This window comes from Finegoldia magna ATCC 29328 (genome assembly GCF_000010185.1).
Lineage (GTDB): Bacteria > Bacillota > Clostridia > Tissierellales > Peptoniphilaceae > Finegoldia > Finegoldia magna_H.
The window spans coordinates 1,309,793-1,327,307 of the sequence record NC_010376.1 but is presented as its reverse complement, the minus strand read 5'-3'; the positions used below and the strand labels follow the sequence as shown (position 1 = coordinate 1,327,307).

The 17,515-nt window shown below is 31.9% G+C and carries 15 protein-coding genes; 13 read left to right on the top strand and 2 right to left on the bottom strand.

All coding sequences use genetic code 11. From position 1 onward, the window contains the following. Nucleotides 1-6 precede the first annotated feature (6 nt). Nucleotides 7-1,029 (top strand): tRNA (adenosine(37)-N6)-threonylcarbamoyltransferase complex transferase subunit TsaD, encoded by a 1,023-nt coding sequence (gene tsaD / locus FMG_RS06400; RefSeq protein WP_041250658.1) that lies wholly within the window; start codon nt 7-9, stop codon nt 1,027-1,029. 71 nt (nt 1,030-1,100) lie between these two features. Here the strand turns inward: tsaD and glmS are convergent, their stop codons facing one another. After that, complete coding sequence (glmS, locus tag FMG_RS06395; RefSeq protein WP_012290901.1) at nt 1,101-2,921, bottom strand: glutamine--fructose-6-phosphate transaminase (isomerizing); 1,821 nt, start codon at nt 2,919-2,921, stop codon at nt 1,101-1,103. A gap of 345 nt (nt 2,922-3,266) precedes the next feature. Between glmS and FMG_RS06390 the strand changes: the two genes are divergently transcribed. The 4 genes from FMG_RS06390 to FMG_RS09590 are packed head-to-tail and all read left to right on the top strand — an operon-like array spanning nt 3,267 to nt 6,072. Continuing rightward, nucleotides 3,267-3,491 (top strand): FeoA family protein, encoded by a 225-nt coding sequence (locus FMG_RS06390; protein WP_002839511.1) that lies wholly within the window; start codon nt 3,267-3,269, stop codon nt 3,489-3,491. A 40-nt stretch (nt 3,492-3,531) separates the two neighbouring features. Next, nucleotides 3,532-3,762, top strand: a complete 231-nt coding sequence (locus FMG_RS06385) for a FeoA family protein (RefSeq protein ID WP_012290900.1) — start codon at nt 3,532-3,534, stop codon at nt 3,760-3,762. 12 nt (nt 3,763-3,774) lie between these two features. Then, complete coding sequence (gene feoB / locus FMG_RS06380; RefSeq protein WP_012290899.1) at nt 3,775-5,904, top strand: ferrous iron transport protein B; 2,130 nt, start codon at nt 3,775-3,777, stop codon at nt 5,902-5,904. A gap of 27 nt (nt 5,905-5,931) precedes the next feature. Beyond that, nucleotides 5,932-6,072, top strand: a complete 141-nt coding sequence (locus tag FMG_RS09590) for a FeoB-associated Cys-rich membrane protein (protein WP_002837260.1) — start codon at nt 5,932-5,934, stop codon at nt 6,070-6,072. Between the two features lie 14 nt (nt 6,073-6,086). Here the strand turns inward: FMG_RS09590 and FMG_RS06375 are convergent, their stop codons facing one another. Continuing rightward, nucleotides 6,087-6,749 (bottom strand): helix-turn-helix transcriptional regulator, encoded by a 663-nt coding sequence (locus tag FMG_RS06375; protein ID WP_002837202.1) that lies wholly within the window; start codon nt 6,747-6,749, stop codon nt 6,087-6,089. Between the two features lie 127 nt (nt 6,750-6,876). Here FMG_RS06375 and FMG_RS06370 point away from each other — a divergent pair, with 127 nt between their 5' ends. From FMG_RS06370 to FMG_RS06335, 8 genes are all read left to right on the top strand, one after another. Next, the gene (locus FMG_RS06370; RefSeq protein WP_012290898.1) at nt 6,877-7,863 is read left to right on the top strand and encodes a cell wall-binding repeat-containing protein; all 987 of its coding nucleotides are present in this window, start codon (nt 6,877-6,879) and stop codon (nt 7,861-7,863) included. A gap of 123 nt (nt 7,864-7,986) precedes the next feature. Continuing rightward, on the top strand, nt 7,987-9,309 hold the full coding sequence (gene tig / locus FMG_RS06365; RefSeq protein ID WP_002842423.1) for a trigger factor: 1,323 nt from the start codon (nt 7,987-7,989) through the stop codon (nt 9,307-9,309). A 40-nt stretch (nt 9,310-9,349) separates the two neighbouring features. After that, nucleotides 9,350-9,937 carry an ATP-dependent Clp endopeptidase proteolytic subunit ClpP gene (clpP, locus tag FMG_RS06360; RefSeq protein WP_002835127.1) on the top strand — a complete coding sequence of 196 codons (588 nt, stop codon included), beginning with the start codon at nt 9,350-9,352 and terminating at the stop codon, nt 9,935-9,937. Nucleotides 9,938-9,947: 10 nt separating this feature from the next. Further along, entirely contained in the window at nt 9,948-11,183 is a 1,236-nt protein-coding gene (clpX, locus tag FMG_RS06355) for an ATP-dependent Clp protease ATP-binding subunit ClpX (protein ID WP_012290897.1), read from the top strand. A 63-nt stretch (nt 11,184-11,246) separates the two neighbouring features. After that, nucleotides 11,247-13,577 (top strand): endopeptidase La, encoded by a 2,331-nt coding sequence (lon, locus tag FMG_RS06350; RefSeq protein ID WP_002839518.1) that lies wholly within the window; start codon nt 11,247-11,249, stop codon nt 13,575-13,577. Continuing rightward, nucleotides 13,577-14,119, top strand: coding sequence for a phosphodiesterase (yfcE, locus tag FMG_RS06345; RefSeq protein ID WP_012290896.1), 543 nt, complete (start codon nt 13,577-13,579; stop codon nt 14,117-14,119). The genes lon and yfcE overlap by 1 nt, the downstream gene beginning before the upstream one ends. Nucleotides 14,120-14,172: 53 nt before the next feature. Next, complete coding sequence (abc-f, locus tag FMG_RS06340; protein ID WP_012290895.1) at nt 14,173-16,086, top strand: ribosomal protection-like ABC-F family protein; 1,914 nt, start codon at nt 14,173-14,175, stop codon at nt 16,084-16,086. A gap of 11 nt (nt 16,087-16,097) precedes the next feature. After that, the gene (locus FMG_RS06335) at nt 16,098-17,405 is read left to right on the top strand and encodes an NCS2 family permease (protein WP_012290894.1); all 1,308 of its coding nucleotides are present in this window, start codon (nt 16,098-16,100) and stop codon (nt 17,403-17,405) included. Nucleotides 17,406-17,515: the final 110 nt, after the last annotated feature.

Below are 17,515 nucleotides of genomic sequence, written 5' to 3'. Positions count from 1 at the left end.
TTGAATATGGATGATATTAAACAAAATATAATTACGCTTGCAATTGAAACGTCTTGTGATGAAACAAGTGTTGCAATTGTAAAAAATGGAAGAGAAGTGTTGAGTAATGTGATTTCTTCTCAAATAGATGTACACAAAAGATATGGTGGTGTGGTTCCAGAAGTTGCGAGCCGTCTTCACTTGGAAGCAATGAATTCTATCTTGCAACAATCTTTGGACGAAGCAGGTTTATCATTGAAAGATATTGATGTAATTTGCGTTACAAAAGGTCCCGGACTTATTGGAGCACTATTAGTTGGGATTTCTTGTGCAAAATCATTGAGCTATTGTTTGAAGAAGCCTCTTGTAGGGGTAAATCACATGCAAGGCCACATTTGCGCTAACTACATTAGCCACAAAGAATTAGAACCGCCATTTATTTCGTTAGTTGTATCTGGTGGCCACACTTATTTAATAGATGTTGTGGATTATCAAGATTACGAAATAATTGGGTCTACAAGAGATGACGCTTGTGGAGAAAGCTATGACAAGGTTGCACGTGCGTTGGGATTGGAATATCCAGGAGGACCTGTTATTGACAAGCTTGCAAAACAAGGAAATCCAACAGCGATTGATTTTCCAAGAGTAATGCTTGAAAAAGACAGTTACGATTTTAGTTTTAGTGGATTAAAAACAGCTGTGTTAAATTATTTGAACAATAAAAATCAAAAAAACGAAGAGATAATAAAAGAAGATGTTGCAGCATCTTTCCAAGAAGCTGTAATAGATGTTTTGGTTGAGAAATCTTTTAGATTATTAGAAGAAAAAAACCAAAAAACTTTCGTTCTAAGTGGCGGAGTTGCAGCAAATTCTAGATTAAAAGAAAGAGTATTGGAAAAAGCAGAAGAAAAGGGAATACAAGTCTATTTTCCGGACAAAATCTTGTGCACAGATAACGCTGCAATGATTGCAACTGCTGGATACTATGATTATATCAACGGAAAACAAGATGGACTTGATTTGAAAGTTTATCCTAATTTAGAACTATAAAATGTATTTAAAAATTTAATATTAATCATTAAAAAAGGAGTACTCACATTATAATGAGTACTCCGTATTTTTTATTCAACTGTAACTGATTTCGCTAAGTTACGTGGTTTATCGACATCTAATCCTTTTTTCAAAGAAGTGTGATATCCCAATAATTGTTCGGGAACTACTGAAAGTATAGGATACAATAATTCTAAAGTTTTAGGAATGAAGATGATTTCTTCTGAGAAATCTTTCATATTGTCATTTCCTTCAACTGTGATTGTAAATACCTTAGCTCCTCTTGTCACAACTTCTTGAACATTTGATATTGTCTTTTCAGCTAATTTTGATTGCGTAATAACTGATAATGCTGGAGTGTTTTGTTCGATCAAAGCGATGGAACCGTGTTTTAATTCTCCTGCAGGGAAGGCTTCAGTGTGAATGTAGGAAATTTCCTTTAATTTCAAAGCTCCTTCTTTTACACTCAAAAAGTCCAAGCCACGTCCAATGAAAAACATTGATTTATCATCTTTGATTGCTTCAGCGATTTTTTCAGTTATAGGTTCTGATTTTAATGTTTCATCAATTTTTTTAGGCATTGTTTTTAATTCTTCGATGTATTTTGAATATTCAGAATCTTCAATTCTGCCTAATTTCTTTGCGAAATCCAAAGCCAACATAATCATTGTAACTAATTGTGAAATGTATGCTTTAGTGCTGGCTACTGCGATTTCTGGGCCTGCCAAAGTGTAGATGACTTTGTCAGCTTCTCTTGCGATTGATGAACCAACTACGTTTGTAACTGCTAAGATTTTTGCGCCTTTATTTTTGGACTCTCTAAGAGCTGCTAATGTATCAGCAGTTTCTCCTGATTGAGAAATCAAAATCACTAGAGTATTTTCATCGATAAATGGATCATTGTATCTAAATTCAGATGCGATATCAGTAATTACAGGAATTTTTGCCAATTTTTCGATTGCAACTTTACCGACTTCACCTGCATGGAATGCTGTACCACATGCAACGATATAAATTTTGTTGATTTTCGATAATTCTTCTTCAGTTAGTGAGTTTTCTGCAAAATCTATTACATTATTATTTAGATTAACTTCCAAAGTCTTTTTCACAACTTCTGGCTGTTCGTGAATTTCTTTTAACATAAAATGATCGTATCCGCCTTTACTAGCTTGATCAATTGTCATGTCAACAGTTTTAACTTCACGATCAACTTTTGCGAAGTCTTTGTCGTATATTGTGTAATTTTTCTTATCTATCTCTACGACATCTCCATTTTCCAAATACACAATGTCTCTTGTATACTTTAAAACAGAAGGAATATCACTCGCTAAGATTATTCCATCATCACATTTACCCATAATCAATGGAGATTCTTTTCTCACTGCAATTAGTTTGTCTTTTTCATATTCTGAAACAATTCCTAACGCATAAGCTCCTTTTAATCTATTGATTGTAGATTTTACTGCTTCCAACAAATTATCTTTGTAATAGTGGCTAATCAAAGCAACCACAACTTCTGTGTCAGTAGTTGATTTAAAAGTGTAGCCATTATCTTCCATTTCTTTTTTTAATTCTTTGTAATTTTCGATAATACCGTTGTGTACAACTGAGAATTTGCCATCTTCACTTACTTGAGGGTGGGCATTTATTTCATTAGGTTCGCCGTGAGTTGCCCATCTGATGTGACCAATTCCAATACTTGCATTGTTATCAATTTCATCGATAGAATCTATTAAATTTTGTAATTTTCCTTTTCTTTTTACTGTTTCGATTTTGTCTGTTACGACAGAAATACCGCTTGAATCATATCCTCTGTATTCCAGAGATTTTAATCCGTTTAATATGATTTCTACGGCTGATTTTTCGCCGTTATAACATACTATTCCGCACATATATTTACCTCCAAATTTTTTAGAGATACACTTCATTATTTTTGTTTCAAAATTACTTTTGAACTTTGTTAAATGCTAAGGCTGTGTTACCTATAGAGCTCCCGCCGAAAAACTCGATGACTCTATCCCTCGTTAACCGTAAAGGTCTGGCGCTTTTTTGTTTTTATCTCTTTGAGATATTATATCAAATATAAAATGTAGTGTAAATTTTATTAGCAAATTGCAACATTTTTGTAACAAATGTAAATGAGAAGGAAAATAATTCTCAATTTCTCTTGACATTAATACTATTCATCAATATAATATCAAGGTAACAGATTTAAACGTTTAAATGAGGGTGATTAAATGAATTTGGCTCTAGTGCCACTGAACGAAGATTTTGAAATCATAAAAATAAAATCAATAAAAGATGATGCACAAAAAAAACTGTTGAATAATATGGGCTTTGTTGAAGGGGCGCTCGTGAGTGTTGTTTCAGAAAGCCACGGAAATTTGATAGTTAAAATCAAAGGTTCAAGAGTGGCTATAGGAAAAGATATAGCTATGAGAATTATGGTAAATCATATTTAATGATATTTTATCAAGGGGGATACATAAAGTGGATAACGAAATGAATCTTAAGCATGCCGAAGTAGGAAAATACTACAGGATTGTTAAGATTTTAGGAAAAGGTCCTGTTAAAAGAAGAATTATGGATATGGGTATTACAAAAAATGTAGAAATCTATATCAGAAAAGTAGCACCGTTAGGAGATCCAGTTCAAATCAATTTGAGAGGATACGAGTTGAGTCTTAGAAAAGATGATGCAGAAAATATTTTAATAGAATTGATAAATAAATAATTAGGAGGACTTATGTCAATTAGAATTGCTTTAGCAGGTAACCCTAATAGTGGTAAATCTACTATGTTTAACGCATTGACAGGATCCAATCAATATGTTGGTAACTGGCCAGGAGTTACTGTAGAAAAAAAAGAGGGAACCTTAAAAAATAACAAAGATATTAAAATTACCGACTTACCGGGAATTTACTCGCTTTCTCCATATACTTTGGAAGAAGTTGTTAGTAGAAATTACTTAATAAACGAAAAACCAGATGTAATTATTGATGTTGTGGATGCTTCAAATATTGAAAGAAACTTGTATCTTACAACACAATTATCTGAAATTGGAATTCCAATGGTTTTGGCATTTAATATGATGGATGTCGTTAAGAAAAATAACGATAAATTAAACACAAAACTAATATCTGAAAAATTGGGAATTCCAATAGTTGAAGTATCAGCACTTAAAAAATTAAACTTGGATGAATTAATTGAAGTTGCACAAAAACAAGTGAAATCTCATCATGAATCGATAAAATCATTTAGTGATGAAATTGAAAATGTGCTTACTGAAATAGAAAATAGTGTAGAATCCATTAAAAATTCTGAATCAAAAAGATGGTTTGCTGTAAAAGCCTTGGAAAGAGACGAAAAAGCATTGCAAGCTGTTCATATCACTGATGAAGAAAAAGCAAAAGTTGAAGAAATTGTTTCAAAAATTGAAGAAGAATACGATGATGATGGTGAATCCATAATTACAGATGAAAGATATACATTCATTACTTCAGTAATTTCAGATTCTGTACAAAAAGGAAGATCGGGATTAACAACTAGTGATAAAATCGACAGGGTGGTTACTAACAGATTTTTGGCATTACCAATTTTTGCATTGATAATGATAGCCGTTTACTTTATTGCGGTAAAAGTTGTTGGTGGTCCTCCATTCCACGATTGGTGGGCAGATACTGTGATGGGAACTGCATTAGCTGATTTAGTTACAAAAGGATTAGAAGCAATCGGAACTAGCGAATGGGTAACAAGCCTTGTTGTAGATGGTATTGTTGCCGGCGTTGGTGCAGTATTGGGATTCTTGCCTTTGGTTGCAACGTTGGAATTATTGTTAGCTATTTTAGAAGATATAGGATACATGTCAAGAATTGCATTTATGTTGGATAGAATGTTTAGAAAGTTTGGTTTATCTGGTAAATCATTTATTCCAATCTTAATTGGTACTGGTTGTTCAGTTCCAGGAATTATGGCAACAAGAACTATTGAAAATGAAAACGACAGAAAAATGACTATCATCGTTGCATCATTCATGCCTTGCGGTGCAAAAACAGAAATCATAGCATTATTTGCAGCAGCGATTTTCGGTCAATGGTGGTTTGCTCCATTATTGTATTTTGCAGGAATTTTGGCAGTAATAATCAGTGGCCTTATTTTGAAAAAGACAAAAGCTTTTTCAGGAGAACCAGCTCCATTCGTAATGGAACTTCCTGAATATCACACACCAACTGTTTCAAATGTTTTGCGTGTAACTTGGGATAGAACTAAATCATTTATCATAAAAGCAGGTACAATAATCTTAGTTGCATCAATTTGCGTTTGGATTTTACAAAATATTTCTGTTAAGGGAGAATTTGTTCATTTTAACGATAACAGTACTGATACTATATTGGCTTATATCGGAAAAATATTCGCGCCATTGTTTGCTCCATTAGGATTCGGAAATTGGACTGCAACTGTAGCTTCATTCTTAGGAACTGTTGCTAAAGAAATGGTAGTCAGCGTTTACGGAATAGTTTCTGGTGTAGGTGATGATACAGGTAAAATAGCTGATTTGGTAAAAAACAACTTCACTATAGCATCTGCTTTGAGTTTCTTGGTATTCAACCAATTAACAGTTCCTTGTTTTGCGGCAGTTGGTGCTATAAAAGAAGAAATGAATTCTTCAAAATTGACAGCATTTGCGATTATTTATCAAATTGTTTTTGCTTATCTAATTTCATTCATGGTATTTCAATTCTTAAATGTGTTGGTAGTAAAACAACCATTTACAATAATGACAGGTATAGCACTTGCAGTATTTGTTGTAATGTTGTATTTGATTTTTAGAAAAGATAAATACAAACATATTGAATCAAAAAGAGCGGTACAATAGAGTTATAATTTAAAAGAAGGTGATTTTTTGAATATCGCAGATATAATAATATTAATAATAATTGCGGCAGCAGTTGTTTTTGCAGTACGTCATATTATAAAAAAAGGTGGCAGCTGTGATTGTGGATCCAGTTCTTGTCCACATTCTAAAGATTACGATAAACAATAAAAAAAAGCGTGGCCTTAATAAAGGTCACGCTTTGTTATTGTTCTGAACTTTTTAGGTGTGATTTGTTTTATATTTTTAAATTGTTGGCAAAAATAAGAATCTGATTGGAAGCCCAATTCTTTTGATATTTCGCTGATTGATTTGTCAGTGTAAGTCAAAAGCAGGAGGCTTTTTTCAATTCTGAAAGTTGCCAAAATATTTGGAAGTGTAGTGCCGGTGTTTTGGCAAATCAATGTCGACAAATAACTTTTAGATATATGCAAATGATCAGATAACACTTCCAGTGAAATTTTTTGTTCGCTATTGTTGTAAATATAATCCAAAGTTCTTTTGATTAAAGGATTTTCACAGCCTTTAGTAAATATATTTTGATTTGTTGTATAATACTCAACGATTTCATGAAATATTTCATTTAAATTTTCTGAATCATCGCGATCTAATTTATTTAATAATTTGTTTTTTTCGATTTCATTATATTTTAGACTTTCAGGATCACTTATATTTTTAACCTGATTCCAACAAAATATCCCTAGCAATTGAATAATTGTGTTCTTTTGGGATCTAATATTAGTTTCAGTTTCTTCCCAGTTTTTTAATATTTTATCGGCTAATTCGTGAGATTCTTCATTTGATTTTATCTGAACTGCCTTTATCAATTTTGATTCCAATACGAACATATACAATTCCTTTCATCATTTTTGATAGTACTAACTAATTATATAACTAAATTGCAGAAATTTGCAACAATTGATATATTTTTGCAATTTGTTTTGATTTTAATATATAATTAATAAAGAGGTAAATATGAAAAGAATTTTATTTTTGTGTATGTGCTTATTGTTTTTATCAACAAAATCTTTCTGTGATACGAATGTTGTTCTGGACAAAATAATTGAGGAAGACTGTTCAAATTTATCAGAGAAATTGACCGCAGAAGTTTATGATAAAAACCCCAATTTGGTTATTGTAAATGAAAAAAAAGAAAGTGATATAATTTCGGCACTAAGTTTTGCGTATAAGAACAAGGCGGCGATTTTGTTTATTCAAAATGATGGAGCATATATAAAGAAGGAAAGTCCTATATTAAAAGAAGTAAATAGACTGAAAGCAAAAAATGTGTATATTATCGGTGGTCCAAAATCAGTTTCAGAAGAGATTTCTGATAATTTGAAATTGAGTGGTTTGTTGGTTTCGAGAATTGATGGGAAAAATCGCGCAGAGGTATCAAAGAATGTCATCAAAGAAAACACTAATCTTAACCCTACCGATACGTTGGTTCTTAGCGATATGTCTAATTTTAATTTTATTCAGGCAAAGATGGGATACTATTTAAAAAATGGATATGCGATTACATTTGTATCTGGTAAGAAATTTGACGATTCCATTATAAAATTTGCTATTAATAAAGGTATTTCAAATATTTTGATTGATCAACCAACTTCAATGATAAGTAGTGAATACGATGAGAAGTTAAAGCAAAATGGATTCAAGGTCACACGAAATGATTACAGATCTGTTTATGATGCAAACTATGCACAAAATTCCAATATAAAATACTCGAAGATTATCTTCACAGAGTATAAAGATATTAGAACATCTTTATTGGCGTCTTATGTTGGTCTACAAAAAAATTACGTAAATATTTTGGTAAATGAAGGAAATGTAGACAAAACTACTAATAAACTTCTTACAACATCAATACAAAATGGTGTTTATATTGGCAAAACGCAAGAAAATTTTGAAAAATTAGCAAAAAAATTAGATTTATACTACAAAGTTGAACAAAAATAACACTTTTTTAATCATTTTAGCTAAAAAACTTTAAAAAAAATGGTATTTAGGGTATAATATTACCTGGAATTTCTATTTTAAGTGAAATTAATTTAAGTTTTAAATAAAAATTAGGAGGAAAGTATGAGCGCAGTGCTTGTAAGTAAAGAAAATAACCAAGCGGTATTCACATGTGAAATACCTGCAGAAGATTTCAATAACGCAATTGAGGAAAGTTACAAAAAGAATAGATCTAGATTTAGTTTAAAAGGATTTAGAAAAGGTAAAGTTCCAAGAAAAATGTTGGAAAGAGCTTACGGTGAAGGTTTATTCTACGAAGATGCTGTAAATCTTTTATTACCAGGAATTTACGAAAAAGCTATCGAAGAATTAGAATTAGAACCAGTTTCTCAACCTGACATCGATCTTGATGATATTACTGAAAACAATGATGTAAAAGTAAAATTCACTGTTGATTTAAAACCAGAATTTGAATTAGGTGATTATTCTAAGCTTTCAGCAGAAATCGAAGAATTCAAAGTAACTGATTCTGATGTTGATATGAAAGTCAACCACGAATTAGAATCAAACGCAAGAGTTCAAGAAGTTGAAGGAAGAGAAGCTAAAGAAAACGACACTGTTTCTATCAATTTCAAAGGCTTTGTAGATGATAAAGCATTTGATGGTGGAGAAGCTGAAGATTACGAATTAGTTTTAGGTTCACACACATTTATTCCAGGATTTGAAGAACAAATCGTAGGTCACAATGCTGGAGATGAATTTGATGTTAATGTTAAATTCCCAGAAGATTACCACGAAGATTCTTTAAAGGGAAAAGATGCTAAGTTTGAATGTAAAATCAATTCAATCAAAGAAAAAGTATTACCTGAATTAGATGATGAATTCGTAAAAGACGTTTCTGAATTCGATACTCTTGATGAATACAAGAAAGACATCAAAGAACACTTAGAAAAAGACAACGAACAAAGACAATTAGTTGAAAAACAAAACAAAGCTGTAGAAGCTTTGATTGAAGCTACTGAAATTTCAGTTCCAGAATCTATGATTGACAACGAAGTTAATCGTCAATTCCAAGATTTTGCAAGAAGAGTTCAACAAATGGGCTTAAATACAGATCAATACTTCCAAATCACTAACACTTCAGAAGAAGATGTTAAAAACGAATTAAGAGCTAACGCTGAATTAAAAGTTAAGGGCGATTTGGTATTAGAAAAATATATCGAAAAAGAAGCAATCGAATCTACAGATGAAGAATTAGATGAACAATTAAAAGAATTCGCTAAGGTTTATGGAAAAGACGATGAAGAAAAATTCATCGAAGAATTCAAAAACAGCCCAAATGTTGAATTCTTAAAAGAAGACATCAAGAGAAAGAAAGCTTTAGAAAAATTAGTAGAAAACACTAAATTCGAAATTAAAAAAGCTGAAGAAAAAGAAGATAAATAATATTTCAATATATTAGAATTAATAATAGGAGGTTATTAATATGCCATCTTTAGTACCAATGGTTGTAGAACAAAGTAATAGAGGCGAAAGATCTTATGATATTTTCTCTAGACTTTTAAAAGAAAGAATTATTTTCGTTACAGGCGAAGTTAATGATCAGATGGCGGATCTTGTTATAGCTCAATTATTGTTCTTAGAAAGTGAAGATCCTAAAAAGGATATTCAATTATATATTAATTCACCAGGCGGTTCTGTAAGTGCAGGATTAGCAATTTACGATACTATGCAATACGTTAAACCAGATGTTTCAACTATCTGTGTTGGTATGGCTGCTAGTATGGGCGCAATTCTTCTAACAAGTGGAGCAAAAGGAAAAAGATATGCACTTCCAAACGCAGATACTTTAATCCATCAACCACTTGGAGGAGCGCAAGGACAAGCTAGTGATATCGAAATTCACGCTAAGAATATTTTGAAGAAGAGAGAATTATTAAACAAGATATTATCTGAAAGAACTGGACAACCTCTAGAAAAAATTGAAAGAGATACAGACAGAGATTTCATACTAACAGCAGAAGAAGCAAAAGAGTATGGATTGATAGACGAAGTTATATATACTTCTAAATAAGGAAATATTTATGCCAAAAAACGAAAATCAATATAAATGTTCTTTTTGCGGGAAATCACAAGATGAAGTAAAAAAATTAATTGCTGGACCTGGAGTTTTTATTTGCGATGAATGTGTTTCATTATGCAATAGCATAATCGAAGAAGAATTCAAAGATGTAGATAATATCCAAGAAAGAATTGATTTGCCTAAGCCAATCGAAATCAAGGATGTGCTTGATGATTATGTAATCAAACAAGAAGAAGGCAAGAAAGCCTTGGCTGTTGCGGTATATAATCATTACAAAAGAATTAATTCTAATCTAATGAACAATGATGTAGAATTACAAAAATCGAATATTTTATTGGTGGGTCCGACTGGAAGTGGTAAAACACTTTTGGCAGAAACATTAGCCAAGATATTAGATGTTCCTTTTGCTATTGCCGATGCAACTAGTCTTACAGAAGCTGGATATGTCGGAGAAGATGTAGAAAATGTGATTTTGAAGCTTATTCAAGCGGCAGATTACGATATCGAAAAAGCAGAACAAGGGATCATCTATATCGACGAAATCGACAAAATTACTAGAAAAAGCGAAAATCCTTCCATCACTAGAGATGTTAGCGGAGAAGGCGTACAACAAGCTTTACTAAAAATAGTTGAAGGTACAATTTGTAACGTACCACCACAAGGTGGAAGAAAGCATCCTAACCAAGAATATATTCAAGTAGATACGAGAAATATTTTATTCATTGTTGGCGGAGCTTTTGAAGGCTTAGAAAAAATAATCGAAAGAAGAACAGAAACAAAATCGATAGGTTTTGGTGCGGATTTGGGAGATAATGAACACAAGAAAATTTCTGAGTTGTTCAAAGATTTTAGACCAGAAGATTTGATTAAATTCGGTTTAATTCCTGAATTTGTAGGAAGAATTCCAGTTTTAGTTACACTTGATGAACTAGATGAACAAGCTTTAATTCGAATACTTTTGGAACCTAAAAATGCGGTTATCAAACAATATCAAGAATTATTCAAAATGGATGATGTTGAGCTTGAATTTGATGAAGATGCATTGAAAGCTATTGCAAAATTAGCTTACGATAGAAAAACAGGCGCCAGAGGTTTGCGAACAATAATAGAAAAATCTTTGATGAATATTATGTTTGAGCTACCATCAAGACAAGACATTTCAAAAGTTATTTTGACAAAAGAAAGTGTACTAGAAGGAAAAGACCCAAAACTTGTTTTTAAAACAAATAATAAATAACACAAATAGCTCACGTAAGGTGAGCTATTTTTATCAATAGATTAAATTCGAAAGAGGAGTTTGATGAAAGAATACTATACAATATCAGAAAAGAAACTTCCAATAATCGCGTTGCGTGGTTTGTGGTTGTTTCCAAATAATATCCAACATTTCGAAGTTGGAAGGGAAGTTTCATTAAATGCTTTAAATGCTAGTTTGCTCAGAAATTCTGAGATTTTTATTTGTACTCAAAAAGACCCAATGTTAGAAAACATTACAAAGGAAGATTTTTATCATACAGGAGTTCTTGCAAGTATTAAACAAACAATTAAAATGCCAAATGGAAATATAAGAGTTTTGGTAGAAGCTTATGATAGAGCGAAAATCGTAGACTTTGTGGAAAACGACAGTTTCCTAGAAGCAAACGTAGAAGTTATGGAGTACGATAAGACAAAATATCATCCAACAGATAAATCATTGACTATGATTAGGATGATTATTTCTTCGTTTGAAAGTTTGGCGGAAATTATCAAAAAACCATTACCACAAGATTTACTCGGCGGTCTTTTAAATGAAGAAGATCCTAGTTCTTTAATAGATACAATTGCAATGCTTATTTCATTAAATGACAAGGATTCTATTTTGTTATTAGAAACTTTGGATATGGATGAAAGAATTGAATTGGTGTACAAATTTGTAATCAAAGAAATTGAATTTTTGAAGATAAAAGAAGATATCGAAGAAAGAACAAACAAAGAAATTTCTGATACACAAAAAGAATATTTCCTTCAAGAACAATTGCGTCAAATTAAGATGGAATTGGGAGAAGAATATGATATCGAAGATACTGACGATTATGCTAATAGGGTTAAAAAACTAAAACTCAAAAAAGATTCTGAAGAACACGTTTTAAAAGAAATCAACAGATTATCTTCTATGAATCCAAATAATCCTGAAAGTACTGTGATTAGAAATTACATTGATCAAGTATTGGATATTCCTTGGAATAAAAAATCAAAAAGTTCAATTGATTTGAAGGTTGCAGAAAAAGTATTAAACGATGGTCATTTTGGACTTGAAGATGTGAAAAAAAGAATTTTGGAATACTTGGCAGTTAAGAAAATGACAGGATCATTAAAAGGGCCTATACTTTGTTTGGTTGGACCTCCAGGAGTTGGTAAAACTTCAATTGCAAGATCAATCGCTGATGCTACTAACAGAAAATTTGTATCAATGAGATTGGGTGGTGTGCGCGATGAAGCAGAAATTAGAGGTCACAGAAAAACTTATATTGGTGCGATGCCAGGAAGAATTATAACTCAATTGCAAAAAGCTAAGAAATTAAATCCAGTATTTTTATTGGATGAAATTGATAAGTTAGCTTCTGATTTTAGAGGAGATCCTGCAAGTGCTTTATTGGAAGTTTTAGACCCAGAACAAAACAGCGAATTTACAGATAATTACATCGAAATCCCTGTGGATTTGTCAGATGTTTTATTTATTACAACTGCCAACTCACAAGAACAAATCCCAGATGCATTGTTAGATAGAATGGAAGTTATCAGAGTTACAAGCTACACAGATTCTGAAAAATTTGAAATTGCTAATAGATATTTGCTTCCGCGTCAATTAAAAGAAAATGGAATGGATAAATCACAATTTCACATCACAAGAGATGCTATTTATACAATTATAAACAACTACACTAGAGAAAGTGGAGTAAGAGAGCTTGAAAGAAATATCGGGAAAGTTATCAGAAAAGCTGTGGTAAAAATCGTAAAAGACGATGTAAAAAAAGTTGTAGTTAACAATAAAAATTTGGAAAAATTCTTGGGATCTAAATTAGTTTTAGATGATGAAATTCCAAGAGAAGATACAGTTGGAGTTGTAAATGGATTAGCATGGACACAAGTTGGCGGAGTAATTCTTACAATTGAAGCGAATGTAATGGATGGTAGCGGCAAAACACAACTTACAGGAAAACTTGGAGATGTAATGAAAGAATCGGCCATGGCTGCTATTTCATATATCAGAAGCAATCAAGAAGCTTTGGGAATAAAAGGTGAATTCTACAAAGAAAAAGATATTCACATTCACGTTCCAGAAGGAGCTGTTCCAAAAGACGGCCCATCAGCAGGTGTTACAATGGTTACAGCTTTGGTTAGTGCATTGACAGGAAGAAAAGTAAAACACGATTTTGCAATGACCGGAGAAATAACACTTACAGGAAGGGTTTTGGCAATTGGTGGAGTTAAGGAAAAAGTATTGGCTGCTCACAGATACGGAATCAATAAAGTGTTCTTGCCGAAAGAAAACAAGAGAGATATACAAGATATTGATCCTAAAATAAGACAAAAAATCAAATTCTATTTTACAAGTAATGTAAAAGAAATTTTGGATGAGGTATTAATCTAATGAAAATAGGCGTAATTAGCGACACTCATGGATCTTTGGACAATACAAAAAAAGCTCTTGAGATTTTAAAAGATTGCGATACGATTTTGCATCTGGGAGATGTTTTGTATCATGGACCTCGTAATGCTCTTCCAGAAGATTACAATCCAAAAGATTTGGCGGTTATTTTCAAATCTATGGATAATGTAATCTATACTAGAGGAAATTGCGACAGCGATGTAGATCAAATGGTAATTGAACACGATTTGACACAAAAGCATAGAATATTAAATCTTGGCAAATATAGAATTTTCACAATTCATGGATATGAAGAAGATGAAGACAATAGAATTAGGATTGCCAATGCGAATAATTGCGATATCGTGATAACAGGACACACTCATGTAAAAGTTTTGGAAGAAAAAGACGGAGTTATTTTGTTAAATCCTGGAAGCCCTTCGATTCCAAAAGACGGTGTCAAATCAATCGCAATAATAGATGAAGATGAAATCAAACTTATAGATGTAGATTCAAATAAAGTTGTGTCATCTTTAAAAAAATAAGGTCAATTAACTCATCATTGGGTTGATTGACTGTTTAGTTAGGAAGTGAAAAAATGATTCTAATAGGCGCAAAAGACATAGAAAAATCTTTCTTAGATAAAAGCATTTTGGAAAAAGTGACTTTTAACATTAACGACAATGATAAAATTGGAATCATAGGAATAAATGGTGCTGGCAAATCCACTTTGTTTAATATTTTGACAGGAGAATTATCAAAAGACAGTGGGGATTTGTTCATTAAAAATGATTTGAAAATAGGATACTTGAAGCAACACAATTCATTTGATTCAAGTAATAGTTTGTACGAAGAATGTTTGAGTGTTTTTTCAGAAGTATTGAGATTGGAGAACAAACTTCGAGAATACGAAAATCAAATGAATGATGCTGAAGATTTGGAAGATTTGATGAACAAATACCACAGAGATTTGGAAAGATTCGAATCAATGGGGGGATATCTCTACGATTCTGAAATCAGAGGCACATTAAAGGGCCTGGGATTTTCGGATGATGATTTGGACAAAAACGTCACTAATTTCAGTGGTGGTCAAAAATCACGAATAATGCTCGCAAAACTTCTTCTTCAAAAATGCGACGTATTATTATTAGACGAACCTACCAACCATTTGGATATCAAAGCTATCGAGTTTTTGGAAACTTTTCTAAAAAATTACAAAGGTGCTTGCGTTATAATCTCTCACGATAGATATTTCTTAGATGGAATTGTAAACAGGATTTTTCACATGGAAAATAGAACCATCAAAACTTACGAAACAGATTACACTGGTTTTATGAAACAAAGAAAAATCTACATGGATATTCAACGTAAAACATACGAAAATCAGCAACGTGAGTACAAGAGACAACTTGAAATCGTTGAAAAATATACAAGTACTGATAATGCGAAAAAGAATAAGCAAGGACAATCCAGAAAAAAACTTCTAGATAAAATGAAACTAATGGATAAGCCTACTTACGATGACGGAACATTTGGAATAAAATTCAAAATATCCTCGCCAAGCGGCAAAGACGTGTTGATGGTTGAAGATTTGTCCAAAAAAATTGACGACAAGTTAATTTTTGAGAACTGTAACTTAGATATATATAAGGAAGAAAGAGTTGGACTAATCGGAGCAAATGGGGTTGGTAAAACGACTTTATTTAATATTATAACTAAAAAATTAAAACCAACTTCAGGAAAATTCAGATTAGGATCTAATGTTAATATCGGATATTTCGACCAAGAACAAATTTATTTGAACGACAAAAACACAATTATCGATGAAATTTGGGACGAATATCCCAAAATGACTCACTACGAAATCAGAAGTGCTTTTGCTATTATGAATTTTGTTGGAGACGATATCTTCAAACTGATTGAAGATTTGAGTGGCGGAGAAAAGGCGCGTGTATCGTTATTGAAGTTGATGCTTTCAAAATCAAATTTTTTATTACTGGACGAACCTACTAATCACTTGGATATTGACTCAAAGGAAAGTTTGGAAGATTCTTTAATAAATTACGAGGGTACGGTTTTCGTAATTAGCCACGATAGATATTTTTTAAATAGAGTTTGTGATAAAATTATTGTATTAGAAAAAGACAAAGCGACGACTTTCCTTGGAAATTACGATTATTATCAGGAAAAAATAAATGATTCTAAAACAGATGAAACAGAAGAAAGTTTGAACAAAACTGCCGCTGTTAAGGAAAAGAAAAAACAACGAGCTATTACTAATAATCTTAAAAAATTAAGGAAACAAATCGAGACTATCGAATCAAATATTGATAAAATTGATGAGAGAATCAAAGAAATTGAAGATATTTTTTGTCAAAATGACATTTACGATGATCCGAAAAAAATTCTTGAATTAAATGAAGAATTAGAAAATCTTAACGCTGAGAAAAATTCTTTGTATTCAGATTGGGAAGATAAACAATTGGAATACGAAGATTTTGATAAAAATTAAGGAGGGAAAACTTGGATTTTTTAGAAAAAAGATTTCGTTTAACTGAGAAGAAGACAGATGTAAAGACAGAATTAATGGCAGGATTTACTACGTTTATGACTATGAGTTATATCTTAGCAGTAAATCCACAAATGTTGAGCCAAACTGGAATGGACAAGGGCGGTGTTTTTACGGCTAGTGTAGTTGCAAGTATAATTGCAATGATTTGCATGGCTTTTCTAGCTAACTTACCATTTGGACTTGCTCCAGGTATGGGACTTAATGCATTTTTTACATTTACAGTTGTTAAAACATTAGGCTATACTTGGCAATTTGCACTTACTGCAGTATTTTTAGAAGGTATTATATTTTTAATTCTCTCACTATTTAAAGTAAGAGAAATGATTTTTGATGCGATTCCAATTAATTTGAAAAAAGCAGTTAGTTGTGGAATTGGACTTTTTATAGCGTTAGTTGGTTTGGTAAATTCAGGAATTATTTTAAAAGGTGAAGGTACTGTTTTACAATTAGGAAATCTATTGAGCAGAGAAAGTGTAGTTTTCGTTGTAGGATTATTCATTATCGCATGGCTTTTGGCTAGAGAAATCAAAGGAGCGTTAATGTATGGGATTTTGGCATCAACAATTTTGGCGTTGATTTTGGGAGTGTCAAAATACCAAGGTGGATCTCCAATAACATTGCCACCATCATTAGCTCCGGTAGCTTTTCAAATTCAATTCGACAAGATATTTACTTTCGATATGTTCACAGTAGTGTTCACATTCTTATTTGTAGATATTTTTGATACCGTTGGAACTTTGGTAGGAGTTAGTGCAAAAGCTGGAATGTTGGATGAACAAGGAAAATTAAAAGAAGCTTCTCCTGCATTATTAGCAGATGCAATTGGTACAACAGCTGGTGCTTTGCTTGGAACAAGTACAGTAACTACATTTGTTGAATCAGCATCAGGAGTTGCAGAAGGTGGAAGAAGCGGTCTTACAGCTTTGTCGACAGCATTCTTTTTCTTCCTAAGCTTATTCTTGTTCCCAGTGTTTGGAATGATTCCTGCACAAGCAACAGGACCTGCATTGGTAATCGTAGGATTATTTATGTTAAGTTCTATAAAAGAAATCGACTTTTACGATTACTCGGAAGCAATTCCAGCATTTATAACAATAATTGCAATGCCATTTTGTTATTCAATCGCAGAAGGAATTTCTTTTGGAATGATAAGCTATGTATTGATTAAATTATTAGCAGGAAAAAGAAAAGATATTTCAATTTTGATGTATATCTTGGCAATAGTATTCGTTTTAAGAATAATTTGGCCATTATTTTAAATAAAAAATAAATGAGTAGTGCATTTTTAAATGCGCTACTATTTTTTTGCTAAAAATTATTTCATATTTTAAAATTAAGTGTTATACTTTTATTGTAAACGATAACATAA

Excerpts from the sequence above, each read along its gene's own strand:
- FMG_RS06390 (WP_002839511.1), top strand. The coding sequence starts at position 3,267 with ATGAATTTGGCTCTAGTGCCACTGAACGAAGATTTTGAAATCATAAAA.
- clpX (WP_012290897.1), top strand. The coding sequence starts at position 9,948 with ATGCCAAAAAACGAAAATCAATATAAATGTTCTTTTTGCGGGAAATCA.
- FMG_RS06385 (WP_012290900.1), top strand. The coding sequence starts at position 3,532 with ATGAATCTTAAGCATGCCGAAGTAGGAAAATACTACAGGATTGTTAAG.
- glmS (WP_012290901.1), bottom strand. The coding sequence starts at position 2,921 with ATGTGCGGAATAGTATGTTATAACGGCGAAAAATCAGCCGTAGAAATC.
- lon (WP_002839518.1), top strand. The coding sequence starts at position 11,247 with ATGAAAGAATACTATACAATATCAGAAAAGAAACTTCCAATAATCGCG.
- clpP (WP_002835127.1), top strand. The coding sequence starts at position 9,350 with ATGCCATCTTTAGTACCAATGGTTGTAGAACAAAGTAATAGAGGCGAA.
- yfcE (WP_012290896.1), top strand. The coding sequence starts at position 13,577 with ATGAAAATAGGCGTAATTAGCGACACTCATGGATCTTTGGACAATACA.
- abc-f (WP_012290895.1), top strand. The coding sequence starts at position 14,173 with ATGATTCTAATAGGCGCAAAAGACATAGAAAAATCTTTCTTAGATAAA.
- tig (WP_002842423.1), top strand. The coding sequence starts at position 7,987 with ATGAGCGCAGTGCTTGTAAGTAAAGAAAATAACCAAGCGGTATTCACA.
- feoB (WP_012290899.1), top strand. The coding sequence starts at position 3,775 with ATGTCAATTAGAATTGCTTTAGCAGGTAACCCTAATAGTGGTAAATCT.
- FMG_RS06375 (WP_002837202.1), bottom strand. The coding sequence starts at position 6,749 with ATGTTCGTATTGGAATCAAAATTGATAAAGGCAGTTCAGATAAAATCA.
- tsaD (WP_041250658.1), top strand. The coding sequence starts at position 7 with ATGGATGATATTAAACAAAATATAATTACGCTTGCAATTGAAACGTCT.
- FMG_RS06370 (WP_012290898.1), top strand. The coding sequence starts at position 6,877 with ATGAAAAGAATTTTATTTTTGTGTATGTGCTTATTGTTTTTATCAACA.